Source organism: Sphingomonas natans (genome assembly GCF_030546695.1).
Lineage (GTDB): Bacteria > Pseudomonadota > Alphaproteobacteria > Sphingomonadales > Sphingomonadaceae > Sphingomonas_I > Sphingomonas_I natans.
In genome coordinates this window covers 253,045-277,889 of sequence record NZ_JAUOTP010000002.1, presented here as the reverse complement: position 1 = coordinate 277,889, position 24,845 = coordinate 253,045, and the positions used below count along the sequence as shown (strand labels likewise).

Genomic DNA, 24,845 nt, shown 5'->3' with positions numbered 1-24,845 from the left:
GATGAGCGGGTGCGAGAGCAAGAAGCTCTAAAGCTTGTACCCCACCTGCATCGTGAAGGTGCGCTGCGGGAAGGGGTGGAAGAGATAGTATTTCCTGTTGTTGAGATTATCGACGCCCGCGCTGAGCGACCATTTGGGCGTCACGTCGAAGACCGCGCGCGCATCGAGGATGAAATAGCCTTCGAAGCCCTGATAGGTGTGGCCGATCGGATCGCTATTATCGATCGTGCCGTAGAGGCGGCTCGCATAGCGGCCGGCCAAGGTCAGCGCGACGGGGGCGATCGGGTGCCAGGTGGCGGCGGCGGTGAGCTTCCAGCGCGGGACCTGCGGCAGGCGCTTGCCCTCGGCGGCGGGGAGGACGCTGTCTTTCAGCGTTTTCGCGTCCGAATAAGTGACGCTGCCGAGCAGATCGAACCCGGCGAGCAGATCGCGGCGATCGAACGAGGCCTCGATGCCGCGCGCGCGGGTGCGGTCGATATTCTGGACGAAGGTGGCGAGCGTGGTCGTGCCGTTGAGGGGGCCAGTCTGGGAGACCAGGGCGTTGTCGATCACCTCGTCGAAGAGCGCGAGGCGCGCGGTGCCGTGGAGGCTGTGGCGCTCCAGCGCGAGTTCTTCCGAGCGGGCGCGCTCGGGCTTCAAATTCGGATTGGGCGTGGCGGGGACCGGGGTCGTGACGATCTGGTAGAGTTCGCCGACGGTGGGGAAGCGCGAGGCCTGGCCGAACGAGGCGCGCGCGGTCCAGCCGGGGATCGGCGTCCAGGCCAAGGTCGCCTTGGGCGAGAAGCGCTCGGCGGTGCGGGTCGGCTGGAGGCTGGCGATCGCGGGCGCGCGCGAGAAGTTCAGCCCATCAAAAGCGCGCCACCATTCGGTGCGGCCGCCGACGGTCAGCGTCAGATCGGGGCGGATGTCCCAGGCGTCCTGCAGCCACAGGCCGATCGTGCGCGTCTTGCCCAGCGACTGGAGATCGAGCGCGCCTTCGCTGCCCGTGCGCCAGTCGGTAGTCAGATAGCGGCTGCTTTTGATCTCGAAGCCGTCGACATGCGCGCCGACGCCGATGCGGTGGCCGCCGCCGAGATGGACGCCGCCATTGGCGTCGAGCGTCTTCCAGCCGGTGCCGTCGAGGCGCAGGATCGTGCCGGCGCCGCCCGCTAGAGCGGATGGTGGCGCGGTGGTGGGGGTGCGCTGCACGTCCTTGTCGTAATCGAAGAGCGTGCCGATGATCTGCCAGTCGAACATGCCGGCCGAGCCGCTGGCGGTCAGGCTGTGCGACCAGTGGCGCTGTTCGCGCGTGTAAATGCCCGACGCAAAGGCCGTGGCCGCCAGCGTGTAAGCGCGGCCATCAATGTTGAACGTGCCGGCATAAGCGGGGGCGCCGGCGGCGGTGAGGTAGGTTTCGGCCGAGGATATGGTCTCGTCGAGCAGGAGCCCGCCGACATAGGTCAGGTGGATGTCGGGCGTGACGTCCAGCGCGGCCTTTAGCTTGTAGCGGTCCTGGTGCTGGCGCTCGATCCCGCTCGCGCCGACGACGCGGATCGGCGCGCCGAGGCGGGTGACGTCGGCGAAACTGCCCGTCGCAGGCGTGCCCGTGGTGGAGGTCGCGGCCGGGGTGGCGGCGGTCACGTAGAGCAATGGCTGGCTGTCGCTGGAGACGTGATCGGCGCTGGCGAAGATCGACAAAGGCCCGAAGCGATCGCCCAATGTGGCGCCGATCTGGCGCGCGGGGAGCGTGTCGCGCGTGCTATATTGGCTGAACGTCTGGAGGCTCATCCCGGCGGTGGCGGTGCCCTCGAGATGATCGGGCAGGCGGGTGGTGATGTTGACGACCGCGCCGATGCTGTTGCCGGGATAGGCGGCCGAGAAGGGGCCGTAGAGCACATCGATCTTCGCGATCTCCTGCGGGGAGACGAGGCTCCAGCGTGGGGAGGCATTGGTGTTGTTGTTGCCGATCAGCGCCGAGAGCAGAGCGCCGTCCGCATAAACGAGGCTGCGCGCGCTGGCGCCGACGCCCGAGGTGCGCGTCGCGAGCGGGGATTGGGTGTCGCCGATATGGCGTTTGCGGACGAACAGGCTCGGCAGATATTTGAGCGTGTCCTCGACATTCACCGCATTGACGGTGGTGCGGATGCGCGCGGCATCGATCGTGACGGGCGCGGTGGGGGTGTTCTGGATCGTGGCCGCGGTCTGCGCGGCGGTGACGAGAATGTCCTGGGACTGATCGTCCTTGGCGGCATGAGCGGGGGTGGCGACGGCAACGAGCATCGCGGCGCCGAACAGGCGCGCGCGAGCGCCGGCGAGGGCGCGTGGGGAAACAGACATGGAAAACCTTCCGAACCGATGAGCAAGCGGCGGCCGAGGCCGCCGGACGATCGATCAGACGGTGGCGGGTGGCCCTCGCGACGGGGGCGGCGGCGCGGCGAGGCCGCGGCCGGGCGTGGCGGCGCGCGCCCACAGGATAGGCAGGACGGCGGCGACGAGAAGAGGCGCCGCCGGCGCGACGACGGGATCGGCGAGATCGAGCGCGCCGGCCAGCCCCGCGAAGGCGCATTCGCGATTGGACGTGTCGCCGCCGTCATGGCCGCGCTCGTGCGGCTGCCCCGGCATCGCCATGTGGTGCATCGCGTGGGCAGCCGGCGCGGGCGCCATGCCCGAGCAGGGGACGAGCTGCGCGCCGCCGTTCGCGGCGGTGTCCCACATGAAGCCGGTGGGGACGAGCAGGCGCATCGCGAGCGCGAGCAGCAGGGCGACGACGCCGATCTGGCTGACCCCCCGTCTCGTGCGCGCCTGTTCCATCCCGCTTTAGTGTCGCACGACGGCGCACACGGCAACCGTCATTTTGCAATGCAGCACATTATGCGGGTTTGGCTTACGCGGATGACGCGCATTTGCGAGGTCGTTTGGAAATCGTGCGCGATCGGAGCGGATCACCGCTGAAACGCACGCGCGCGGACGCGTGAGCGGACATCCGATCGGCATCGGTGCGTGCGGACCGGACGTGGACATTCGTTTTTCGGCGAGCGAGAAAAGGCCCAATTGTCGGGGCGACGCTCGGAGGGTTCATGGCGGACGTTTTTGCGCAGGGCACGGTCCATCGGGCGGGCGACGATCTGCAGGCGGCGCTGCGCACGGATCCCGAGGTGCTGGCGCTCTGGGAAAGCCTGACGCCGCTGGGCCGCAACGAGTTCATCTGCTGGGTGGAGGATGCGAAGCAGGCGAAGACGCGCCCGCGTCGCATCGAACGGACGTCCGAAGAACTGCTGGAGGGCAAGAAGCGACCCTGCTGCTGGGCAGGGTGCATCCACCGCACCGACAAGGCGCCCAGCAGGTGGCAGCAGGCCGTTCTGATCGATCGGAAGGCAAAGAGCGCCTCGTAGATCAGGGGCGAGCGGCATCGGGTGGCGGGTAACCTGGCGTCGCGCTCGAAGGCTGGCCTGAAAACGGACTGTCTGCGAGCGCCCCAGTTGTCGACGTTCGCGCCCGAGACCGTTCATGCTAAAAGCAGCGGCACCGTGGCCAACCGAGGATCAAGGTGTGCTGCTATTTAGTTTGTGGTTCACACGCGAGTACGATCATCGGCAAGATACCGAGTTAAGAATTGGAATTTGCGAGCCGCGAGGAAGCTGAGTCGGTGATACCTAAACTTTGCGATAAACCGGGCTTCTGTGAGTATCCGGAGGGCTTCGCGATACATGAAACTCACGTCGGCCTCACCGGCTGGGAGGAAGGCTTCGTCACGACTTATGGCCAACCTCCAAAGGGAGCGGACGGAGAGGCATTCGACCTGCCCGCGTGGATGTTTGACAAACGCGAGGCCGATTGAAGCGGCCGCGGATCGCCAACCGGCAATAAGTCGCCTGTCCGCTTTCCACCGAGGCTGTGTGAAAACGTGGTGATGTGGTAGTATTCTAACGCTGATGGAGGCGTTGGGATGAGCCGTTTCATCGAGGGCTGTGACCGCCGGCAGAGGCTGCTGCTACCGGACTGCGTGGACGACTATGTTGCCGATGACAGCGCGGTACGGGTGGTCGATGTCTTCGTCGATGAGCTGGATCTGATGGCGCTCGGCTTTGTAGGCGCGGCGGTGACGGGACGGCCGGGCTACCATCCGGCGACGATGCTCAAGCTCTACATCTACGGTTATCTGAACCAAGTGCAGTCGAGCCGCCGGTTGGAGCGCGAGGCGGGTCGCAACGTCGAGCTGATGTGGCTGACGGGCAAGCTGGCACCGGACTTCAAGACGATCGCCGACTTGGCGCGATCCAGGCAGCGTGCCGCCGCTTCGTGCTCGTCTGCCGTAACCTGGGTCTCATCGCGGGCGGCACGGTGGCGGTGGATGGTAGCCGGCTGCGCGCGGTGAACGCGCGTGATCGCAACTTCACACCCGTGACAATCCGGCGCCGTATGGAACAGGTGGACGCCAGCATCGAGCGCTACCTCGGCATGCTCGACACAGCCGACCGGCAGGAGAGCGAGGCCGCCGAGCTACGCACGGCGCGGCTGACGACGAGGCTCGATGAACTGCGGCGCCAGATGCGCGAACTGGAAGTTATGGAGCAGGCGGTCGCGGCATCACCTGACCGGCAAATCTCGCTCACCGATCCCGACGCCCGCGCGATGGCCTCCGCCGGCACGGGTACCGGCCAGGTCGGCTATAACCTCCAGGCGGCGGTCGATACCGGTAGCCACATCATCGTCGCGCACGAGGTCGTCAACCTGGGCCACGACCGCACGTCGCTGGCGAACGTGGGACGCCAGGCACGCGAGGCCACGGGCACTGATGCGCTCACCGTGCTTGCAGACCGGGGCTACTTCTCAGGCCCGGAGGTGCTAGCATGCGAAGCAGCTGGCATTGTGCCGATCCTTCCCAAACCGCTCACCTCGGGCGCCAAAGCCGATGGCCGTTGGGGCAAGCAGGACTTCGTCTACCAGCTGACAAGCGACACCTACCGCTGCCCGGCCGGCGAGACGATGACCCGGCGCTTCTCCAGCCTCGAGCACGGTATGACGCTCCACGGCTACGCCACACCGGCCTGCCGCTCGCGCTGCACCATGAAGGCGAACTGCACCGCGGGTATCGAGCGCCGCATCAAGCGATGGGAGCACGAGGAGGTTATCGAGGCCATGCAGGCGCGCCTCGACGGGATGCCGGGCGCCATGCAGGTCCGACGACGCACGGTCGAGCACGTCTTTGACACGATCAAGGACTGGATGGGTCGAAGCCACTTCAAAACCCGAAGGCTCGAGAACGTCGCGACCGAAGCGAGCCTTCACATCCTCGCCTACAACATCAAGCGCGCCATCGCTCTTCTCGGCGCGCACAAGCTGATGGCCGCGATGCAAGCCTGAGCCAACACACGCTCGCGCGCCTCGCGGCGTCCCAGGGGAAAGCCGTTCTCACACAGCCTCCACCATTTGCCGCCGTTACCTCCCCTCCCTGAAAGGGAGGGGATTGAGGGGTGGGTTGCTGTCCAGCAGAGCGCACAGGTGGATGGCAACCCACCCCCAGCCCCTCCCTTCCAGGGAGGGGAGCCGAAAGACGCCTTTCACCACGTTTCGCTGTTCGCCAAAGCCGCCTCGCTAGCGACGATCAGTTTCCGTCCGCGTCGACGCTGAACCACATGGTCTTCCCGCGCGAAGCGGGCTCCCAGCCGGCCAGCAAGGCGGCGCGGATGCCGCGCGAGAGGATGGCGTCGTTGACCTGGAGCCGCCCCCTCTGCAGCCCTTTCAGCAGGCGTTTGGGGGGCGGGAATTCCAGCAGCGCGCCGCGCTGGGAGTCCTGCTGCAGCAAAGCGATGGTCATGCCCTGCCAGCCTTCGGTCTCGCTCCACTGGGGCTCGCGTCGGACCTCCCATTCATAGGAGGCGCCATCTACATCGACGATACCGGCCAGTCTGGGGTTTTGGGACATGATCATGCCCTAGCATGCCGACGCACTCCCACCACCCCTGAGCATGGCTCGATCAGCGCTCGGGCGCGCTGTCGGCAATGATCGCGGCGAGCACGGCATTGCCCTCCGGCGTGGGGCGGCGATCGTCGCGATAGAGATCCGCGCGCCAGCGGGGATCGCGCGCGGCATCGAGGATGCGGACGCCGGGGCCGGCGAGACTGGCGGCGTGCCGCAAAGCCGCAGGATCGTGGCGGAGCAGCTCGTCCTTCGTCGGGTAGGCGACGATCACGACCGGCATGGGCCAGCGTTGCCGGAAACCGCGCCACCAGGGACGCCAGTCGACATCGCCCTCGGACTCGCGATTGTCGGGGCGGGGGAGGAGGAAATGGACGATCGTCTCGGCCAGCCGCGACGGCAGGTGCGCGAGCGGATGCACCCGCGACGACCACCACGGCTGGACGCGTCCGAAATCGCCCGAATTCAGCACGAGGACGATCCGATCGATGCCGGCGAGAACCTCGGGTGGCGATCGAGATAAGCGGATTCGTTGCCGAGCGACCAATTGCCGGCGCCGACCGGCCAGACCGCGCCGAGCCGCTGGCCCAGCCGCGCACCGAGCTTGTCGCGCTCGCGATAGAGATTGCCGCCGTTGACGATGCTGTCGCCGACGAGGAGCGTATCGGGCGCCGTGGGCGACGGCCGGAACGGGGCGGCGATGCCCATGCTCTTGTCGTTATAGGCCCAGTCGTTGACGCGGCCGAGGCTACCGGACTGATCGGGCTGCTCGATATAGCCGATGTGCGGATCGAGCCGGAACAGCGGATAATCGGTCGTCTCCGACCAACGGCTGATCCCTTCGCCGACGGCGAGCAAGGCGCAGACGCCTGCAAGGATGAAGCTGGCCAATCCCCCCGGACCGAACCCCCGGAGAGCCCTCATGCGGCCAACGTAGATCATATTGCAGTGCGGAAAAGCGATATTCCGGGGCCGTCACGAATTTTACAAGAAAAAGGCGGCCCCGGGGTGCCGGAACCACCTTTTCTGATTGGCCGTGTGCCACGGCCACGGCGTCAGACGAAAGCGGCTGTGCCGCCTTCGCTGCCCGTCGTGGCGAGTCTTCGGATTGCTTGTGCAATCCGAAGCCGCCCGTTTCTTACCGCTTCGAGAACTGGAACGAACGGCGCGCCTTGGCCTTGCCGTACTTCTTGCGCTCGACCGCGCGGCTGTCGCGGGTGAGGAAGCCCGCGGCCTTGATCGGCGCGCGCAGGATCGGCTCGTAGCGCGTGATCGCCTGGCTGATGCCATGCTTGACCGCGCCGGCCTGGCCCGAGAGGCCGCCGCCCTTGACGGTGGCGATCACGTCATACTGGCCCTCGCGCTCGGCGACGCCGAACGGCTGGTTGAGGACGAGACGGAGCGTCGGGCGTGCGAAATACACTTCCTGATCGCGGCCGTTGATCGTGATCTTGCCCGAGCCGGGCTTGAGCCAGACGCGGGCGACCGCATCCTTACGGCGACCCGTGGCATAAGCACGGCCCTGCTTGTCGATCTTCTGCTCGCGCAGCGGCATCGTCGGCGCGGCGGGCTCGGCGATCTGGCCGGACATGTAAGCCTCGGCGGCGTCGTCGGAACCGGCACCGGTGGTGACGGGGGTCTGCGGAACCGCGGCCGGGGCCTGGCCCGTCAGCGCCGCGAGATCAGCGAGGGACTGGCGATCGTCGGACATTATGCGCCCACCTTATTCTTGCGATTGAGGCTACCGATGTCGATGACTTCGGGGTTCTGCGCGGTGTGATCATGCTCGGTGCCCTTGAAGACGCGCAGGTTGCGCATCTGCTGGCGGCCCAGCGGCCCGCGCGGGATCATGCGCTCGATGGCCTTTTCCAGCACGCGCTCCGGGAACTTGGAGTCGAGCACCTTGGCAGCGGTGATGCCCTTGATGCCGCCGGCATAACCGGTGTGCTTGTAATAGACCTTCTGGCCGAGCTTCTTGCCGGTGAAGCGCACCTTGTCCGCATTGATGACGATGACGTTGTCGCCGCAATCGATGAACGGGGTGTAGCTCGGCTTGTGCTTGCCGCGCAGGATGTTCGCGATGATCGATGCGACGCGGCCGACGACCAGGCCGTCCGCGTCGATCAGATGCCATTTCTTCTCCACCGTGGTGGGCGTCGCCACCTTGGTGGTCTTGGTCAGCGCCTTCATGGGCTCAAGTCCTCGATTTTCCAGGAGGAGTTCGTGACCGTAGCCCGGCGCCCCTCAAAACAAGCAGGCGCCACCCCGCGAGGGACAGCGCCGACGCCGGCCAAATGCTGCGAAGGGCCAAAAAAGTCAAGGATTACGAGGGTGTTTGTGAGAGGTATTGGAGTACCGTAAGGATTTGAGGGGCGTTTTTAGCCCCGGTCGGACGGGAAGGTCCTGATTTGCCGGGCGTTTCTTCCCCTCCCTGCACGCAGGGAGGGGATCGAGGGGTGGGTGCCTCGATATGGGGTGTGATGCCTGATCGGGCCGACCCACCCCCGGCCCCTCCCTTCCAGGGAGGGGAGGCGAATCGTAGGTCGGGTCAGCGCCGAGCGGGGCTGCCGAGCGTGTGCGATGTCCAGATTAACGCCGCGAGCAGCAGCGCAGCGCCCGCCTGATGTGCGACAGCCAGAACGATATCGACTCCGCTGAGCAGGGTGACGATGCCGAGCGTGATCTGGAGCGCGACGACCGCGAGCAAAAGCTGCGCGCGCGCCGGTGCGCCGCGGCGCCACGCCTTGCGCGCGACGAGCAGGATCAGGAGCGCGGCGACGAACGCCCACCAGCGATGGACGAACTGGACGACGACCGGATTCGAGACGAGATTGTGGAGCGCACCCGCGCCCGCCTGCCAGCCGCCGGCCGGGAACAGGCTGCCGCCCATCAGCGGCCAGGACGAGAAGGCATAGCCCGCGCGCAGCCCCGCGGTGAAGGCGCCGAGCGCGAGCTGGATTGCGAGCGCGAGGATTGCGAGCGCGGGGAGCGCCTTGAGCTTCGCGCGCTTCGCATAAGGCGCGCGGGCGAGCGCGAACAGATCGAGCGCGGTCCAGATCAGCACGCCGTAGATGAGCATTGCCGCGAGCAGGTGCGTCGCGAGGCGCAAATGGCTGACCTCGGTGCGGTTCTGGAGGCCCGACGCGACCATCCACCAGCCGATCAGCCCCTGCAGCCCGCCCAGCGCGAAGATCAGCCAGGTCCGCCAGCCATAGCCACGCGGGATCCAGCGCCGCCACCAGAAGGTGATCAGGATCAGCGCCAGCACCGTCCCGATCGTGCGCGCGAGCAGGCGGTGGAGATATTCCCAGAAGAAGATGCGCTTGAAGCCGTCGAGCGTCATCCCCTGGTTGAAGGTCTGATATTGGGGGATCGCCTTGTAGCCATCGAATTCGGCCTGCCATTCGGCCTGGGTGAGCGGCGGGATCGTGCCGCGGATCGGCTTCCATTCGGTGATCGAGAGGCCGCTCTCGGTGAGCCGGGTCACGCCGCCGACGACGACGATCGCGAAGACCAGCAAGGCGACGACGAGCAGCCAATGGCCGAGCGCGCGCGGGCGGGGACGGGCCGTGGCGGGGCGGAGCGACATGGAGGGGGGCTATGGTGCGGCGCGTGCGCCGTCAATCGCTCGGCTTGCCGCTGGGGCGTGGCGGACCTAACTTGGATGATATGGCCCATGTCCACACCGTCCATTCCGGCAGCGCGCTGGGCGCCGCGGCGAAAGCGTCGCTCGAGGCATCGGGCGAGCAATGGACGGCGATGCGCGCCGAGGTGTTCGAGGCGCTGGCGGGGTTCGAGAAGCCCGCGTCGGCCTATGACATCGCCGAGGCGGTGAGCCGCGCGCAGGACCGGCGCGTGGCGGCGAACAGCGTGTATCGGATCCTCGATCTGTTCGTGGCCAAGAACCTCGCGCAGCGGATCGAGAGCGCCAATGCCTATGTCGTCAACGCGCATCCCGCCTGCCGCCACGACTGCATCTTCCTGATCTGCGACGGATGCGGACGGATCGCGCATGTCGACGACGACCGGCTGACCGAGAGCGTGCGCGAAGCCGCCGCCGCCTCCGGCTTCGCGCCCGAACGCCCGGTGATCGAAGTGCGCGGCCGCTGCGTCGATTGCGCCGCCTGAGCGCGGGGACGGCCTCGCGGGGTAGCAATGCCGGTGCGCCGGGCCTAAGCCGTCCGACTGATAAAAGAGTCGCTTCCATCCATGACAGACCGCCCGAACACCCCGCTGCTCGACACGATTGAGACGCCGATCGCACTGCGTGCCCTCGCGGCGGACCAATTGGGCCAGGTGGCGGACGAGCTGCGCGCCGAGACGATTTCGGCGGTGTCGGTCACGGGCGGGCATCTGGGCGCGGGGCTCGGCGTCGTCGAGCTGACCGTGGCGCTCCATTATGTGTTCGATACGCCGCGCGACCGGCTGATCTGGGACGTCGGCCACCAGGCCTATCCGCACAAGATCCTGACCGGGCGGCGCGACCAGATCCGCACCTTGCGTCAGGGTGGCGGGCTCTCCGGCTTCACCAAGCGCAGCGAGAGCGAATATGACCCGTTCGGGGCGGCGCACAGCTCCACCTCGATCTCGGCGGCGCTGGGCTTCGCGGTCGCGAACAAGCTGGCGGGCCAGCCGGGCAAGGCGATCGCGGTGATCGGCGACGGCGCGATGTCGGCGGGCATGGCCTATGAGGCGATGAACAATGCGCGCGAGGCGGGCAACCGGCTCGTCGTGATCCTCAACGACAACGACATGTCGATCGCGCCGCCGGTCGGCGGCTTGTCCGCGTATCTCGCGCGGATTGTCTCGTCGCGGCGCTTCCTGACGCTGCGCGATCTCGCCAAGCGTTTCGCGCGGCGGCTGCCGCGGCCGCTGGCCGAGGGGCTCAAGAAGACCGACGAATTCGCGCGCGGCATCACGATGGGCGGCACGCTCTTCGAGGAATTGGGCTTCTATTATGTCGGGCCGGTCGACGGCCACAATCTGGATCATTTGATCCCGGTGCTCGAGAATGTCCGCGACGCCGAGGAAGGCCCGATCCTCGTCCATGTCGTGACCCGCAAGGGGCATGGCTATGCGCCGGCCGAGGCGGCGGCGGACAAATATCACGGCGTCCAGAAGTTCGACGTCGTCTCGGGCGAGCAGGCCAAGGCGCCGGCGGGGCCGCCTACATACCAGAACGTGTTCGGCGACGCGCTCGTCGAGGAAGCGAAGCGCGATTCCACGATCTGCGCGATCACCGCGGCGATGCCCTCGGGCACGGGCGTCGATCGCTTCGCCAAGGCGTTTCCCGAGCGCGCGTTCGACGTGGGTATTGCCGAGCAGCATGCGGTGACCTTCGCCGCTGGCTTGGCCGCGCAGGGGATGCGGCCTTTCTGCGCAATCTATTCGACTTTTCTGCAGCGCGCCTATGACCAGGTCGTGCATGACGTGGCGATCCAGAATCTGCCGGTGCGCTTCGCGATCGACCGCGCGGGGCTCGTCGGCGCGGACGGGGCGACGCATGCGGGCAGCTTCGACGTCACCTATCTGGCGACCTTGCCCAATTTCGTGGTGATGGCGCCCGCCGACGAGGCCGAGCTCGTCCATATGGTCCACACCTGCGCGCTGCACGACAGCGGGCCGATCGCGGTGCGTTACCCGCGCGGCAACGGCACCGGCGTGGCGATTCCGGCCGTCCCCGAGCGGCTGGCGATCGGCAAGGGCCGGATCGTGCGCGAAGGCAAGACGGTGGCGATCCTGTCGCTGGGCACGCGGCTGGGCGATGCGCTGATCGCCGCCGACCGGCTGGAAGCGCAGGGGCTTTCGACGACGGTGGCCGATCTGCGCTTCGCCAAGCCGCTCGATCGCGAGATGATCCGCAAATTGCTCGCGACGCACGAAGTGGCGATCACGGTGGAAGAGGGCGCTGTCGGCGGCCTCGGCGCGCATGTGCTGACGCTCGCGTCCGACGAAGGCCTGATCGATGCCGGGCTCAAGCTGCGCACGTTGCGCCTGCCCGATGCGTTCCAGGAGCATGACAAGCCCGAGAAGCAATATGCGGAGGCCGGGCTCGATGCCGATGCGATGGTGGAGGTGGTGCTGACCGCGTTGCGCAGCAATTCGGCGGCGATGGCGCGCGGAGTGCGCGCCTGATGCGGCTGGGGCGTGGCGTGAAGGACGGGCTCGTCCTGTTGTTCCTGTGGTTCGTCGCCATCGCGCTCATCGCGGTGGTGTTCGTGGCGACATGGTTCTCGATCTACGTGATCGCCGAGCCGCTTTACTGGGCGGTGCAGAGCAAGATGGGGGCGGGCAGCTTCTATTTCCTCGGCCTGCTGATGATGGTGCTGTGGCCGCTCGCCTTGTTCGGGCTGGCCTTCCTGCTGCTCAAGGCGTTCGCCTTCGTCGCCAAGCGTCTCCGCCGTCAGGCATAGACGCGGGCCAACCTACGCTCGAATTCGTCCATGATCGCCAAGCTTCCAGCCGATGGGAGACAGCGGAGCTTGGTGAAGCCGGCGGGCTGGGCGCGCATCCGGAGTCGCGGCCGGCATCGATTTCTAGCTATTCTTGATACGGCAGAAGACGAACTGTGTTTTCCGCTAATAGCCCCGATGCACGAATTGCCCGGTTCAAAATATTTAACTAATCGTTAATGTTTTTGATGCTGCGTATCGAGCAATATAACATAATGTTAATCGTGTATATCTCTTCCCACCTGTTAACGTTTCAAGAAAGAATCGAGAGATTCCAATCTTGAACCTTTAATGATTAACCCAAGTTAGTTGGTTTACTGTAAGACTGCGGAACGATTGTCATGAAGGCGGCATTTTCTCGTCCATCCTAAAAAGGATCTCCGCGATCCATTCGGGAAGGAAGTCGATATGGCCTTCAATGCTTTGGTCCGCGAAGAGCGCGAGACCTTTTCGCCGGTGCCGCAGCGTCGCACGCGGATCGCCGCGCAGATCAACGGCGCATCCGATCTTGTCCATCCCGTCGTCGTCCACGCTTTGTCGCCGGATGGTGTGGTCATCGAGTCTCACGATGCCATGCCGCAAGGCGCGCGCGTGATGATCGAGATCGGCGATATTGGCGAGCAATATGCCACCGTCGTCTGCCGCGACGGAATCTTTTACGATTGCACGTTCGAGCGGCGGCTGGATCCGCGCCAGGTCCATCGCAAGCTTCAGCGCACCAAGATCGTGTGGGGCGAGTTCGGCGCGCGCTCGAATCTCGCGCCGCCGGTCGTTCACCAGCCCTGGACCGAGCGCGAAAGAGCGCTCTTCGTCGATCCCGAGATCGAGCAATGGTCGGCGCGGATGCGCGTCCTGCTGCTGCTCGTCGGTGGCCTGATCTGCTGGGTGCCCCCGATCGCGCTCTTCTTCGGATGGTTCTCGTGGATCGGCTAGGCGCGCTCCGGCGGCAAGCGGGAGGGTGGTCATGCCCGGCCATCTAGGATTGACCGTCGCGGGCGTCGCGTCGCTGCTGACCGCCGTCGTGCCGACCGCGTATACGCTCGGCGCGACGCAGCATGCCGCGCCGGTGCGCGAGACGACGCCCGATCTGGCACCGGCCCCGCCCGCCAATGACGGACAGCGGCTGGAGCGCAGCGACGACGGCTTCTTCTACGCGACGGTGAACATCAACGGCCATCGCGTGCGCTTGCTCGTCGATACGGGCGCGAGCGCGATCATGCTTTCGGCGCGCGAGGCGCGGCGCATGGGCGTGAAGGTCGACGATTTCGCGTTCGATGGGCGGCTGCAGACGAGTTCGGGGGTCGTGCGCATGGCGCGGGCGACGATCGACCGCATCGACATCGGCGGGCAGACGTTCGCGGACGTGCCGGCGATGATCGTGCCGGGCGGCGACGGGCTCGGCCTGATGGGCCAGAGCATGCTCGAGCGTTTCCGCAGCGTCTCGATCGAGGGCGATGTGCTGGCGCTTCGCTGAGCGCACAGCCGCCGCCGCTTATTCGGCCTCGGCGTCCGGCTTCGGGGCGAGGCCCTTGAACCCTTGCGCGATCACATACCATTCGGACGAATCCTTGCGGCTGGCGGGCGGCTTGGCGTGCTTCACGGTCGTGAACATGCGCTTGAGCAGCGCGACGAGGCCGTGGTCGGCGCCGCCGGCGAGGACCTTGGCGACGTAAGCGCCGCCGGGATTGAGGATCTCGCCGGCGAAATCGGCACCCGCCTCGACTAGGGCCATCGTGCGCAGATGATCGGTCTGCTGGTGGCCGACCGTGTTGGCGGCCATGTCCGACAAGACGAGATCGGCCTTGCCGCCCAGCGCCTCGGCGAGGCGTGCGGGGGCGTCTTCGTCCATGAAATCCATCAGCAGGATCGTGACCCCGTCGATCGGATCGACGGGGAGGAGATCGATGCCGACGATTGTCGCCTGCGGATTGAGGCGGCGCACGACCTGGCTCCAGCCGCCGGGCGCCAGCCCGAGATCGAGGACGCGGTGCGTGCCCTTGATGAGGCCGAAGCGCTCGTCGAGCTCGAGCAACTTATAAGCGGCGCGGCTGCGATAGCCGTCCGCCTGCGCCTTCTTCACATAGGGGTCGTTGAGCTGGCGTTCGAGCCAGCGCACCGATGAGGCTGAGCGCCCGCGCGCGGTCTTGACGCGCTGCTTGCCGCCGGATCCGCCGCGGCTCATGCCGGCACCGCATCGGCGGCCATCAGCCCGCGCAAGATGCCCTCGCGGATGCCGCGATCCGCGACCGAGAGGCGCTCGGCCGGCCACAGATCGAGGATCGCCTCTAGGATCGCGCAGCCGGCGACGACGAGATCGGCGCGCTCGGTGCCGATGCAGCGCAAGGTCGCGCGTTCGTCGATCGACAGGCCGGCGAGGCGGTGATTGACCGCGCGCAGATCGTCCGAGGCGACGATCAGCCCGTCGATCTTCTTGCGATCATAGCTCGGCAGATCGAGGTGGAGGCTGGCGAGCGTCGTCACCGTGCCCGACGTGCCGAGCAGGCGGCCGGGGCGTTTGGCGGCGGCGACGAGGCGCGCGGCGAAGGGGGCGAAGGCGTCGGTCGCGCGCTGCTTCATTCGCGCATAAGCGATGCGCAGCTCGGCTTCGTTCGCGCCGACATGCGGCTCGCTTTCGGATAATGAGACGACGCCCCACGGCGCGCTGAACCAGTCCTCGACCTCGGGCACGGGCGCGTCGCCCTCGGCGAGCAGGACGAGTTCGGTGGAGCCGCCGCCGATATCGAAGACCAAAGCGGGGCCGTCGCCGGGCTCCAGCAAGGCATGGCAGCCGATGACGGCCAGACGCGCTTCCTGTTCGGCGGTGATGATCTCGAGGCGGATGCCGGTCTCCCGGGCGACGCGGCCGATGAAATCGGCGCCGTTGGTGGCGCGGCGGCAGGCTTCGGTCGCGACCGAGCGGACCAAAGTCACGTGGCGGCGCTTGAGCTTTTCCGCGCAGATGGCGAGCGCCTCGACCGCGCGGTCCATCGCCGCATCGCTCAGACGGCCGGTGGCGGCGAGGCCTTCGCCGAGGCGGACAATGCGCGAGAAGGCATCGACGACGACGAAGCCGTCACCTTCGGGGCGGGCGATGAGCAGGCGACAATTGTTGGTGCCGAGATCGAGCGCGGCATAGGTGTGCCGCTGCGGCCAGGCGCGGGTGCGTCGGGGCGATATGCCCGGGGCCCGACCGCCCGCGGCCGGCCGAGGCGCCGCCTGCTGCGACCGCTCTGCCATCGACATGCTCTTATGGTTCGCCGGTGGCGAGGCGCCGCCGGTACTTGGGGGCAAGCCTAGTGGCGTGTCGGGGGTGGGGCAAGTGGCGCGCGCGCAGAGGGGACTTCACAATCCGCTCGTGTCGAGCGAAGTCGAGAGCCTGGCTAGGCTTCGAGCGTAGTCGAGAAGCCGGGACACTTGGCACGGGCTCTCGACTACGCTCGGGACGAACGGAGGTGGATGATGACCGAACGGACCGCGAGTTGTCGCTGCGGGCAGCTCAAGGCGTATGCCGCCGGCGAGCCGATCCGCAATTCGATCTGCCATTGCGCGGCGTGCCGGGCGCGCACGGGGAGCGCGTTTGCGTGGAACACGACATGGCCAGCGGCGGCGGTGCGGCAGGAGGGGATCTCGAAGACTTGGTCGCGGATCGGCGATAGCGGCAACCCGATCGAATATGAGCTGTGCCCCGACTGTGGGGCGACGGTTCTTTATCGCGTCGCGATGCGCGCGGGGACGGTTAGCATCCCGGTCGGCGCGTTCGGCGATCCCGATTTTCCGCCGCCCTCGATCCAGGTCTATGTCGACGGCAAGGTGCCGTGGGCCGACGTCGGGGTGACGGTGGATATGCCGCAGCCGGGCGCGCAGGCGGTGCCGCGCTCGGGCAGATGACGGGCATTGCGTGGCGTCGCGAGTGTCTTATCTTGGCCAGACAGTACAGAGGCGGACACGCGATGGGCGACAAGGCGAAGAAGGCCGGCAAGAGCGGCAAGGCCAAGGGTCACAAGAAGGCCAAGGCCGCGCCCGAGGCGGCGAGCGCCGCGGGAATCGTCGAGGAATTGCGCGAGGCCGGCGCGAAGCTGGTCGCGGCGGCGAACTCCCCGGCCGGGCGCGAGGCGATCGCGGTTGGGCTGTCGATCGCGGCGACCGCGGCGCAGGCGGCGATCAGCGCCAAGCGCGCAAAGGGAAAGCCTGCGCCCAAGACTACGGCCAGCGCGGATAAGCCGGATGCGGCCAAGGGATCGGCCGGGCAGGATGCGTTGGCAGCCGCGCTCGGCGGAGTCGCCGAGACGGTGCTGGCGAGATTGTTTCCCAAGAAGGGCTAGAGCCACGTCATCCCGCCCGGCGAGGCGGGATGATCGTCGCGCCCTGTCAGGGGCGATAGAGGCCCAGCGCGGTCTTGCGGAAGGCCGCGCCGCTGTCGGCGCGGCTGTAGAACATGTGGCCGCCCGGATAGAGCGCGAGCTGGACGCGGTTCGCGCGGCCGAATGTCGGCATCTGATCGATGACGAGCCGGCTCACGAAATAGGGGCAGGACAGATCGTCCATCCCGTGTGCGATCAGCACCGCCATCTTCGGATCGACCGCGATCGCCTTGCGCAAATCGGCGATCGCCTCGTCCCGATTGGCCTGGCGATCCCAGGCATTGCCGACATCGTAGGACAGCAGATTGTAACGCGCCTCGATCTTCCAGCCCGCGGTGCGCGTCATCAGATCGACGGCGGCGCCGGTGACGGGCGCCACGATCGCATCGAGCAAGGGATCGTTGGCCTTGTTGTCCGGCGATTCGGGATAGGGATCGAAGGCGGTGACGTTCGAATCGTAGATCGATCCGATCGCGGCGGTATCGCGATGCGCCTCGCGCAGGAAGGTGCGGATCTCGATCCGGCCCTGCAGCTGGCGGACGAGCTTGGGATCCAGGCCGGTATAAGCCGAGACGCGCGCCGTCATCCGCTCGATCGCCTGCGGATCCGATCGGCCGCGCAGCAGATCCACCGCATATTCGCCGCGCGCATAGGCCTCCACGTCTGCCAGCGCCTCCGGACCCGTCAGCTTGCCCTGTCGTTCGAGTTGCCCCGCCGCCATCGACGGCAGGCTCGTGATGTAGCGCAGCGGCGCGAAGGTGGTCACGTCGCTGTCCAGCGTCGTCATGCTGAGCGCGGGCGAGACCATGACGATGCCGCTGAGACCGACGCCGAGCTGGCTCTGGAGATAATAAGCGAGGCGCGGCACGCGATAGCCGCCATAGCTTTCGCCGACGAGATATTTGGGGCTCGTCATCCGGCCGTTTTTCGTCAGCCAGTCGGCGACGATGCGCGACAGATAGTGGATGTCGGTGTCGGGCGTGAAGAAGGTCTTCTTGGCTTCCGCCTCGTCGAGCAGGCTGCGGCTATAGCCGGTGCCGATCGGATCGATGAAGACGAGATCGGTGAAATCGAGCCAGCTATTGGCATTGTCGCGCGCCTGCGCGCTGTCCGAAGGGGCATCGCCCTGCGCGCCGAACTGGACGCGTTTCGGGCCGATCGCGCCATAGTTGAGGAAGGCCGAGGCCGCGCCCGGGCCGCCGTTGAAGGCGAAGGTGACGGGGCGCGACGGGCCGCGGCCGGGAACGACATACGCGGTATACACGACCTCCCCGGTCTTCTTGCCCTTGGCATCGAACAGGGGAAGCGTGCCGACTGTTGCTTGATACGAGATCGTGGCGCCGGCGATGACGACGCTCTGCGCGACGGAGCGATCGGCCGACAGCGGCGCGGGGGCGATGTCCGCCTTGGCGGGCTCGGGCGGCTTGGGATTGGCGGCGAGCACCGGCACGGGCAGCGCGAGCAGCAAAGCGAGAAGAAAGGAGCGCATGACGGCCTCGGACTGGGAGCAAAGCGTGCTTCTGGCCCGGCGGCCCTGTTGCGGCAAGGTTTCCGGAGCGGAACGGCCGTATCGGCGGGGCGTTGGTCCCTTCGAGTCGCCGGTCGTGCGTGAACAGCCGGCAACAAGGAGAGTGTCATGAGCGACCCCGCCACCGAGACCCCGGAACCCACCGAAATCCGCCCCGCGAACGATGCGAGCGACAGCAAGCGGCTCCAGCGCGATCCGAGTGACGAGGATGCCAAGCTTGATATCGCGCTCGACGAAAGCTTTCCGACCTCGGACGCGCCATCGAACACGCAGCCCGGCAAGGGCAAGGATCCCGCACCGTCCTCCGGTTACGATCCCGAGGCCGAAGCGGCGATCTCGTCGGATCATCACTGACGACGGAATCCGGCAGAAATTCCCTCTGCCGGCCAGATTATGCAATCGCGCATCTTATCCACAGATGCGCGATCGCAACACAGTGGTCGCCAATCCGTCATTCCTTCGACGCAATGTTGCATCGCAGCACCGTATGTGATTCATTCGTCCCAAGACACCCGCGGTTAACGGCCCGGATACCATCTCCGTGGCAGGTTCCTCGCGGCTTGTTGGCGGGAGACATGAGATGGCTCAGCAGATGAAACCGGCGGATGGCGCGATGGCGCTCTCCGAGATCAAGGAATTCGCGACCTTCCCCTCGTCCACGCAACGGTACATCCGCCGCTCGCTGGATGTCGGCCTCGGCCGGAGCGACGCGACCGCGCGCTGGTCGCGCGATATTGTCGAATCGGCGAGCATCAAGGCGCAGTCGCGCATCTATTGCCGGCTCGATCATATCCGCGATCATATCCCCGACGACAGCGGGCTCGATCAGATGGAGCCTTTCTTCTCGCCGCTCGTGACGATCTCCGCCTTCGATCTCGGGCAAGGGCGCATCACGAGCTTCGCCGCTTATCGCTTCCTGTACGAACGGCTGCTCGGCGGATCGATCCGCCCCTGGCTGCCGGGTGCGTTCTGCGCTGCAGCGGCGCTGCCGCATTTGCACCCGGAAAAGCGCCGGGCCTTGCTCCAGTCGATCAGTGAAGCCGCGGCGACCGCGCCCGGCTGGTCGAGCCGAGCGCCCTGCTTCTATCCGGAGTGGGTCGACAAGGTCGAGGTCGCGTTGCCGAATTGATCCGTGCCGCCCAAGTGGGGTGATTTGATCATCGCCAATCCATGGCGATCGATGCGGGCAGCGCCGGCCTGATCGCGCTGTTCGCGCGCATTACCGACAAAGGCTCCAGACCGTCCCGCCCTCGTCCAGATGAAGATGGTCGCGGTGCGCGTCATTGTAATCGGGCGAGAGCGTCGTGCCGAAAACCCGGCAGCCGCCGTCGCGCACCCGATGGAGGAAGCGCGATTCGGGTGTTTCTCCTTTCCAGTCCGCAGCGATGGTGATCTGGCGGCCGTCCGCGAGGCGGAAGCCGGCGACGTCGATCGCCTGCGCGCGGGCATGCCGGCTCCACGCGCCGCTCTCGCGCCCATAGATGCGGCGGCAGGCGAAGCTGCCGAAATGATCGATGCGCACGACGGGGCTGCCGAGAAGCGACGCGGCGGCGGGCTGGACGATATCCCATTCCCACAGCGCAAGGCCCGCCGCCAACGGACAGGCCAGAGCTGGCGCGGTCGGGGCGTACAGCGCCTCGCGCGCGCCGCCGGGGCGCCAGGCGATGCCGTCATCGAAGGCGCATGTATCGGGGGCGGTGCGGGGCGGGATCGCGCGATAGGCGATCCCTGCACGATCGAGTGCGGCACGGCAGGCTCCGCTTTCGCCGAGACCGGCCAGCCGGCGGTGCGTGACGCTGCCGATAGGCTCGCCCAGATCGAGCGTGGCCGAGCGGCCCGGCGGTCCGGGCAAAAGCAGCCAGACCAGAGCCAACAGCCCGATCGCGACGAGCGGCGCGATCAGGCGAGCGGGTGTCAGGAACGTCATCGCCTTTCCCGACGTTCGGCCGCATGATGCGTTCCGCCATCACGCCACCCCTGCCGTTCGGAGCCCGCGATGCCCGCCACCAAATTGACCACGAAGCGTGTCGAGAAGCCCTGGGGGCGTCGCGACCTGTGGCCGGCCTTCGACAGCGTCGCCGAGGGCGGCGATCCGGTCGGCGAGATCTGGTTCGAGGTGCCGGGCGCGCAGGACGGCGAGAAGGGCGGCCCGGAGCTGCTGATCAAATATCTGTTCACGAGCGACCGCCTCTCGATCCAGGTCCATCCCGACGATGCGGCGGCGCAGGCGCGCGGCTATCCGCGCGGGAAGGATGAGGCGTGGGTGGTGCTCGATGCCGATCCGCACGCCTCGATCGCGATCGGCACGATGGAGGTGATGAGCCGCGACCGGCTGCGCGCCTCGGCGCTCGACGGGACGATCGAGGAACTGGTCGACTGGAAATCGGTCAAGCGCGACGACAGTTATTATACGCCTGCCGGCACCGTCCACGCGATCGGACCCGGGCTGACGCTGGTCGAGGTCCAGCAGAATGTGGACCTGACCTATCGGCTCTACGATTATGGCAGCGCGCGCGAGCTGCATCTGACCGACGGCATCGCGGTGAGCGATCCGGTGCCCTATGTCGCGCCCTACAAGGCGCACGAGCTTTCGCCCGGGCGCCAGATCCTCGCGGACGGACCCGCCTTCGTGCTGGAGCGGTGGACCGGCGCGATCGAGACATCGCTGCCGGGCGACGGGCGGCCCTTGTGGCTCGTGCCGCTGGCCGAGGACGGGACGATCGACGGCGAGTCCTTCGAGGCCGGGACGGTGTGGATGGTGGAGGACGGGGCGGTTCTGGGCCTTCCCGGCAGCGCCGACCTGCTCGTCGCCTATCCGGGCAGCGGCGTCATCGAGTCGCTGCGGCCCGCCTGACCGCAACGTCCGCAGCGCGTCACCGCGGCCTAGCAAATGGCATGTTTGCCATAGTTTGGCCCAATCATGTCTGTTATCGCGCCGCAACATCGCCGGATGCTTGTGCCGGACGAAATGCCGGTGCAAAGAACGGGGATGGTGGCCTTGGATCGAGTTTCCCGGCGAAAAGGGCGCCGAGAGTTTCTGTTTCTTCAGGGCTTGGCCGGTCCCTTCTTCGCGTTGCTGGGCCATCGGCTCGCGGACGCCGGACATGGCGTCCGCCGGATCAACTTCAACGGCGGCGACAAGCTCTATTGGCGGACGCCGGGTGCGACCGATTATCGCGGGACGCTGGCGCGCTGGCCGGCCTTCCTCGACGCCTATCTTGACCGTGCGCCCGCGACCGATCTCGTGCTGTTCGGCGATTGCCGGCCGCTCCATGCCGCTGCGATCGCCGTGGCGCGCGCGCGCGGCATCCAGGTCCATGTCTTCGAGGAAGGCTATATCCGTCCCGATTATGTGACGGTCGAGGCAGAGGGTGTGAACGGCCATTCGAAGCTGCCGCGCAATCCCGAGGATTATCTCCGCGCCGCACGCGCCTTGCCGCCGCTGGAGGAGCATGCGCCGATCGCCTCCTTCTTCGGCCGCCGCGCGCGCGAGGATCTGACCTACAATCTCAGCAGCTTCCTGCTGACCCCGCTGTTTCCCGGCTATCGGACGCATCGGCCGTGGCACATCCTCGTCGAATATGCGGGCTGGGCGGCGCGGCTGGTCCGCAAGCGGCGCGGAATGCGGCGATCGAGCGCGACGATCGATCGGCTGAACGCCGGCGGGCAGCCCTTCTTCGTCTTTCCGCTGCAGCTCGACTGCGACTATCAGATCCGGGTCCATTCCGATTTCAAACGGATACAGCCCGCGATCGAGCATGTGCTGGCGTCGTTCGCCGCGCATGGCCCGGCGGATACGTTACTGGTCGTCAAGGGCCACCCGCTCGACAATGGGCTGACGAACTGGGAAACGCGCACCCTCAATGCCGCCGCCAAGCTCGGGATCGCCGATCGCGTGGTCTTTATCGCATGGGCGGATATCGATCCGCTGGTGCGCGCCGCGCGCGGTGTCGTTACCGTCAACAGCACCACCGGCACGCTCGCGCTGCGTTATGGCGTGCCGACGATCGTGCTAGGCGAGGCGGTCTATAATATCGCGCGCATCACGCACCAGGCGGGGCTCGATACCTTCTGGCGCCAGCCCGAGGCGCCCGTGGCCGAGGTGTTCGATGCGTTTCGCCGCGTGCTCGTCGATCGCTGCCTGATCCATGGCGGCTATTTCAGCGACGAGGGGCTGGACATGCTCATCGAAGGCGCCGCAGGGCGGATCGAGGCGAATGCGCCGGGCGCGCCGGTCGTGCGGCGGACGGCGCCGGGGGTGGCGGTGAAGGGGGTCAGGGCCGCCTCCGCGCGCGGATGACCGCGCGCCGCAGCATCCTCGTTACCGGAGCGTCGAGCGGCCTGGGCGCCGGGCTCGCGCGCCATTATGCGGCCGCCGACGTTCGCCTCGCGCTCATCGGGCGCGATGCGGCGCGGCTGGAGGCGACCGCGGCGGACTGTCGCGCGGCGGGCGCCGAGGTCGTCACCGGATTGTTCGACGTGGCCGAGGCGGCGCCGATCGGCGCGTGGATCGCCGAACAGGATGCGGTCGCCCCGTTCGCCATCGCCATCGCCGCCGCGGGTGTATCGGCCGGAACGAGCGAAGCGGGCGCGCCCGAGGGGCACAAGCTCGCGACCTTGCAGGTGCGGACCAACCTGCTCGGGACGATGAACGTGATGGAGCCGCTGATCGCGCCGATGATCGCGCGCAAGGCGGGGCAGCTGGTCGTCGTGTCCTCGACCGCAGCGCTGCGCGGCCTGCCCTACAGCCCCGGCTACAGCGCCAGCAAAGCCGGCGTGCGCGCTTATGGCGAGGCGCTGCGGGCCTTGCTCGCGCCGGCGGGCGTGGCGGTGACGGTGGTTGTGCCCGGCTTCTTCGACACGCCGATGACCGATCGCTGGAAGGGGCCGACGCCGTTCATGACGAGCCTCGACACGATGGTCCGGGTGATCACGCGCGGCATCGATCGGCGCGCGGCGCGCGTCACGCATCCGCGGCTGCTCGCGCTCGGCCAGCAGGCGGCGGACCTGATGCCGGCGGCGATCGGCGATCGCATCGTGCGCGGCTTCCGCTTCCACATCGAACCCGGCGCCTGACCGCACTTATGGCCGCGCGGTTCGCGATAGGGCTTCTGCTCGCACTGGTGACATGGGCGGGGCTGCGGCGGATGGTCGGCGCGCCGGTGATCGGCCGGAGACCCGCGCCGCTGGCGCTGGATGCGCTGGCGCCGCTCCTGGGCTTCCTGCTGTTCACGCTGGCGACGGCGCGGCCGATCGTCGCCGGGATCGGCATCGTCGCGCTCGGAATCGGGCTGGGCGTCGCGGATCGGGTGAAGCGCGCGATCCTCGACGAGCCGGTCGTGTTCGCCGACCGCGCCGAATTGCTGGAGGTCGTGCGCCACCCGCGTTTCTACATCGCTTTCGTCGGCACCGCGCAGATGGTCGCGGGGACCATCGCGATCGCCGCGCTCGTAGCCGGCATACTGCGGGCGGAGCCGCCTTTGTGGCATTTGCCGCTGCTCGTGCAGATCGGGCTGGCGGCATTGGCGGCCGCGATCGGGCGCGCTGCCTTCGTCGTTCCGGCGAGCGCCGTGCTCCGGGGCAGGCTCGCTGGTTATTATCGCAGCTTCGCGCCGACGGGCGATCCCGAGATCGACGCGAAGGCACTGGGGCTGCTCGCCAGCTGCATCGTCCACGCCACGCTGGCGAGCGACGAGCGCGAGCCGCGGCGCGCAGCGGTGCGCGCACGCGGATTGCCGGCATGGCCGAAGGGCGTCGGGCCGGTCGTGCTTCTCCAGGGCGAGTCGTTCGTCGATGCCCGCCGGCTCCATCCCGACCTTGCCGATCGGCTGCCGCATTTCGCGCAGCTAAGAGCGCAAGCAGCGCTGTCCGGTCGGCTGACCGTGCCCTGCTGGGGCGCGAACACGATCCGCAGCGAGCTGGCGGCGGTCGCGGGGATCGGCCCGGAGGCGCTCGGGCTCGACCGCTTCAACCCCTACGAGCATTTCGCGCAGGCGCCGCTGCCGTCGCTCGCGCAGGCGGCGCGCGAGGCGGGCTGCAAGGCGATCTTCGTCCACCCTTATGCGCGCAATTTCTATGCACGCGACAAAGTGATGCCGATGCTCGGCTTCGAGCGCTTCATCGGCGAGGAGGCGTTCGTCGATGCCGAGCGCGACGGCGGATATGTCACGGACGCCGCGCTCGCGCGTTTCGCCGCGGACCTGATAGCGCGCGAGGGACCGGACCTGTTCCTGTTCGTCGTGACGATCGAAAATCACGGGCCGTGGGACGGATCGCACGATCATGTCCTGCCGTCGCCGCTGCCCCCGTCGTGGCAGGTGCCCGACCGCAAGACGATCGGCCGCTGGCTGCGCCATGCCGAGGCAACCGATGCGATGATCCCGGTGCTGCGTGGGGCGATCGAGCAGCATGGCAAAGGCTGGCTCGGCTTCTACGGCGATCACCAGCCGAGTCTGGCGGGCGCGTTCACCGGTGCTGGCGACCGGCGGACCGATTATGCGCTGTGGCCAGTGGGCAATGCCGCCGATCCCCGGCGCGAAGACATCGCCGCCGAGGATATCGCCGGCCGCCTGCTGGGGCTGATGGCGAGCCGGCCGGCGCGCTGA

General features: G+C 67.3%; 27 protein-coding genes and 1 pseudogene. 16 read left to right on the top strand and 12 right to left on the bottom strand.

Features of this window, described 5'->3' with window-relative positions:
• Positions 1 to 27: 27 nt before the first annotated feature.
• Both Q4F19_RS04945 and Q4F19_RS04940 read right to left on the bottom strand, forming a co-directional pair.
• A complete protein-coding gene (locus tag Q4F19_RS04945; protein ID WP_303540380.1) occupies positions 28 to 2,316 on the bottom strand; it encodes a TonB-dependent receptor in 2,289 nt (762 codons plus the stop codon).
• Positions 2,317 to 2,370: 54 nt separating this feature from the next.
• Positions 2,371 to 2,790 carry a DUF2946 family protein gene (locus tag Q4F19_RS04940; RefSeq protein ID WP_303540379.1) on the bottom strand — a complete coding sequence of 140 codons (420 nt, stop codon included), beginning with the start codon at positions 2,788 to 2,790 and terminating at the stop codon, positions 2,371 to 2,373.
• Between the two features lie 266 nt (positions 2,791 to 3,056).
• Here Q4F19_RS04940 and Q4F19_RS04935 point away from each other — a divergent pair, with 266 nt between their 5' ends.
• The 3 genes and pseudogenes from Q4F19_RS04935 to Q4F19_RS04925 all read left to right on the top strand — a co-directional run bounded on the left by Q4F19_RS04935 (position 3,057) and on the right by Q4F19_RS04925 (position 5,343).
• Positions 3,057 to 3,371 (top strand): YdeI/OmpD-associated family protein, encoded by a 315-nt coding sequence (locus Q4F19_RS04935; protein WP_303540377.1) that lies wholly within the window; start codon positions 3,057 to 3,059, stop codon positions 3,369 to 3,371.
• 221 nt (positions 3,372 to 3,592) lie between these two features.
• Entirely contained in the window at positions 3,593 to 3,817 is a 225-nt protein-coding gene (locus Q4F19_RS04930) for a hypothetical protein (RefSeq protein ID WP_303540375.1), read from the top strand.
• Between the two features lie 108 nt (positions 3,818 to 3,925).
• Positions 3,926 to 5,343: pseudogene (locus tag Q4F19_RS04925) on the top strand (IS1182 family transposase).
• 241 nt (positions 5,344 to 5,584) lie between these two features.
• Here Q4F19_RS04925 and Q4F19_RS04920 read toward each other — a convergent pair.
• The 6 genes from Q4F19_RS04920 to Q4F19_RS04895 form a co-directional block, all read right to left on the bottom strand.
• Positions 5,585 to 5,905 (bottom strand): hypothetical protein, encoded by a 321-nt coding sequence (locus Q4F19_RS04920; protein WP_303540373.1) that lies wholly within the window; start codon positions 5,903 to 5,905, stop codon positions 5,585 to 5,587.
• A gap of 52 nt (positions 5,906 to 5,957) precedes the next feature.
• Positions 5,958 to 6,371 (bottom strand): hypothetical protein, encoded by a 414-nt coding sequence (locus Q4F19_RS04915; protein WP_303540371.1) that lies wholly within the window; start codon positions 6,369 to 6,371, stop codon positions 5,958 to 5,960.
• Positions 6,365 to 6,823 (bottom strand): hypothetical protein, encoded by a 459-nt coding sequence (locus tag Q4F19_RS04910; protein ID WP_303540369.1) that lies wholly within the window; start codon positions 6,821 to 6,823, stop codon positions 6,365 to 6,367. Before Q4F19_RS04910 ends, Q4F19_RS04915 begins: the two co-directional genes overlap by 7 nt.
• Positions 6,824 to 7,037: 214 nt before the next feature.
• Complete coding sequence (gene rpsI, locus Q4F19_RS04905; RefSeq protein ID WP_303540367.1) at positions 7,038 to 7,610, bottom strand: 30S ribosomal protein S9; 573 nt, start codon at positions 7,608 to 7,610, stop codon at positions 7,038 to 7,040.
• Positions 7,610 to 8,089, bottom strand: a complete 480-nt coding sequence (gene rplM / locus Q4F19_RS04900; RefSeq protein WP_303540365.1) for a 50S ribosomal protein L13 — start codon at positions 8,087 to 8,089, stop codon at positions 7,610 to 7,612. Before rplM ends, rpsI begins: the two co-directional genes overlap by 1 nt.
• Positions 8,090 to 8,447: 358 nt before the next feature.
• Positions 8,448 to 9,488, bottom strand: a complete 1,041-nt coding sequence (locus tag Q4F19_RS04895) for a COX15/CtaA family protein (RefSeq protein ID WP_303540363.1) — start codon at positions 9,486 to 9,488, stop codon at positions 8,448 to 8,450.
• Between the two features lie 80 nt (positions 9,489 to 9,568).
• On the opposite strand from Q4F19_RS04895, the gene Q4F19_RS04890 reads away from it, so the two are divergent.
• From Q4F19_RS04890 to Q4F19_RS04870, 5 genes are all read left to right on the top strand, one after another.
• Entirely contained in the window at positions 9,569 to 10,027 is a 459-nt protein-coding gene (locus tag Q4F19_RS04890; protein WP_303540361.1) for a Fur family transcriptional regulator, read from the top strand.
• A gap of 81 nt (positions 10,028 to 10,108) precedes the next feature.
• Positions 10,109 to 12,034, top strand: a complete 1,926-nt coding sequence (dxs, locus tag Q4F19_RS04885; RefSeq protein ID WP_303540359.1) for a 1-deoxy-D-xylulose-5-phosphate synthase — start codon at positions 10,109 to 10,111, stop codon at positions 12,032 to 12,034.
• Entirely contained in the window at positions 12,034 to 12,312 is a 279-nt protein-coding gene (locus Q4F19_RS04880) for a hypothetical protein (RefSeq protein WP_303540357.1), read from the top strand. Before dxs ends, Q4F19_RS04880 begins: the two co-directional genes overlap by 1 nt.
• Before the next feature lie 447 nt (positions 12,313 to 12,759).
• A complete protein-coding gene (locus Q4F19_RS04875) occupies positions 12,760 to 13,284 on the top strand; it encodes a hypothetical protein (RefSeq protein ID WP_303540355.1) in 525 nt (174 codons plus the stop codon).
• Positions 13,285 to 13,315: 31 nt separating this feature from the next.
• The gene (locus Q4F19_RS04870) at positions 13,316 to 13,825 is read left to right on the top strand and encodes a retropepsin-like aspartic protease family protein (RefSeq protein ID WP_303540353.1); all 510 of its coding nucleotides are present in this window, start codon (positions 13,316 to 13,318) and stop codon (positions 13,823 to 13,825) included.
• Positions 13,826 to 13,843: 18 nt separating this feature from the next.
• Here the strand turns inward: Q4F19_RS04870 and Q4F19_RS04865 are convergent, their stop codons facing one another.
• Positions 13,844 to 14,533 carry an RlmE family RNA methyltransferase gene (locus Q4F19_RS04865; RefSeq protein WP_303540351.1) on the bottom strand — a complete coding sequence of 230 codons (690 nt, stop codon included), beginning with the start codon at positions 14,531 to 14,533 and terminating at the stop codon, positions 13,844 to 13,846.
• The gene (locus tag Q4F19_RS04860) at positions 14,530 to 15,588 is read right to left on the bottom strand and encodes a Ppx/GppA phosphatase family protein (protein ID WP_303540350.1); all 1,059 of its coding nucleotides are present in this window, start codon (positions 15,586 to 15,588) and stop codon (positions 14,530 to 14,532) included. Before Q4F19_RS04860 ends, Q4F19_RS04865 begins: the two co-directional genes overlap by 4 nt.
• A 222-nt stretch (positions 15,589 to 15,810) precedes the next feature.
• On the opposite strand from Q4F19_RS04860, the gene Q4F19_RS04855 reads away from it, so the two are divergent.
• Together Q4F19_RS04855 and Q4F19_RS04850 are read left to right on the top strand one after the other, a co-directional pair.
• Positions 15,811 to 16,239 (top strand): GFA family protein, encoded by a 429-nt coding sequence (locus Q4F19_RS04855; RefSeq protein WP_303540348.1) that lies wholly within the window; start codon positions 15,811 to 15,813, stop codon positions 16,237 to 16,239.
• A gap of 62 nt (positions 16,240 to 16,301) precedes the next feature.
• Positions 16,302 to 16,673: a hypothetical protein gene (locus tag Q4F19_RS04850; RefSeq protein ID WP_303540346.1), complete on the top strand. Its 372-nt coding sequence runs from the start codon at positions 16,302 to 16,304 to the stop codon at positions 16,671 to 16,673.
• A gap of 46 nt (positions 16,674 to 16,719) precedes the next feature.
• Here the strand turns inward: Q4F19_RS04850 and Q4F19_RS04845 are convergent, their stop codons facing one another.
• On the bottom strand, positions 16,720 to 18,201 hold the full coding sequence (locus Q4F19_RS04845; protein ID WP_303540344.1) for a S10 family peptidase: 1,482 nt from the start codon (positions 18,199 to 18,201) through the stop codon (positions 16,720 to 16,722).
• A 147-nt stretch (positions 18,202 to 18,348) separates the two neighbouring features.
• Between Q4F19_RS04845 and Q4F19_RS04840 the strand changes: the two genes are divergently transcribed.
• Both Q4F19_RS04840 and Q4F19_RS04835 read left to right on the top strand, forming a co-directional pair.
• Positions 18,349 to 18,594 (top strand): hypothetical protein, encoded by a 246-nt coding sequence (locus tag Q4F19_RS04840; RefSeq protein WP_303540342.1) that lies wholly within the window; start codon positions 18,349 to 18,351, stop codon positions 18,592 to 18,594.
• A gap of 226 nt (positions 18,595 to 18,820) precedes the next feature.
• A complete protein-coding gene (locus tag Q4F19_RS04835; protein WP_303540340.1) occupies positions 18,821 to 19,369 on the top strand; it encodes a hypothetical protein in 549 nt (182 codons plus the stop codon).
• Between the two features lie 90 nt (positions 19,370 to 19,459).
• Here Q4F19_RS04835 and Q4F19_RS04830 read toward each other — a convergent pair whose 3' ends face one another.
• Positions 19,460 to 20,167: an extensin-like domain-containing protein gene (locus tag Q4F19_RS04830; RefSeq protein WP_303540338.1), complete on the bottom strand. Its 708-nt coding sequence runs from the start codon at positions 20,165 to 20,167 to the stop codon at positions 19,460 to 19,462.
• Positions 20,168 to 20,236: 69 nt separating this feature from the next.
• Here Q4F19_RS04830 and Q4F19_RS04825 point away from each other — a divergent pair, with 69 nt between their 5' ends.
• The 4 genes from Q4F19_RS04825 (at position 20,237) to Q4F19_RS04810 (ending at position 24,845) form a co-directional block, all read left to right on the top strand.
• The gene (locus tag Q4F19_RS04825; protein WP_303540336.1) at positions 20,237 to 21,094 is read left to right on the top strand and encodes a class I mannose-6-phosphate isomerase; all 858 of its coding nucleotides are present in this window, start codon (positions 20,237 to 20,239) and stop codon (positions 21,092 to 21,094) included.
• 198 nt (positions 21,095 to 21,292) lie between these two features.
• Complete coding sequence (locus Q4F19_RS04820) at positions 21,293 to 22,540, top strand: capsule biosynthesis protein (protein ID WP_303540334.1); 1,248 nt, start codon at positions 21,293 to 21,295, stop codon at positions 22,538 to 22,540.
• Positions 22,537 to 23,316, top strand: a complete 780-nt coding sequence (locus tag Q4F19_RS04815) for an SDR family NAD(P)-dependent oxidoreductase (protein ID WP_303540332.1) — start codon at positions 22,537 to 22,539, stop codon at positions 23,314 to 23,316. Before Q4F19_RS04820 ends, Q4F19_RS04815 begins: the two co-directional genes overlap by 4 nt.
• Positions 23,317 to 23,324: 8 nt before the next feature.
• A complete protein-coding gene (locus Q4F19_RS04810; protein ID WP_303540330.1) occupies positions 23,325 to 24,845 on the top strand; it encodes an LTA synthase family protein in 1,521 nt (506 codons plus the stop codon).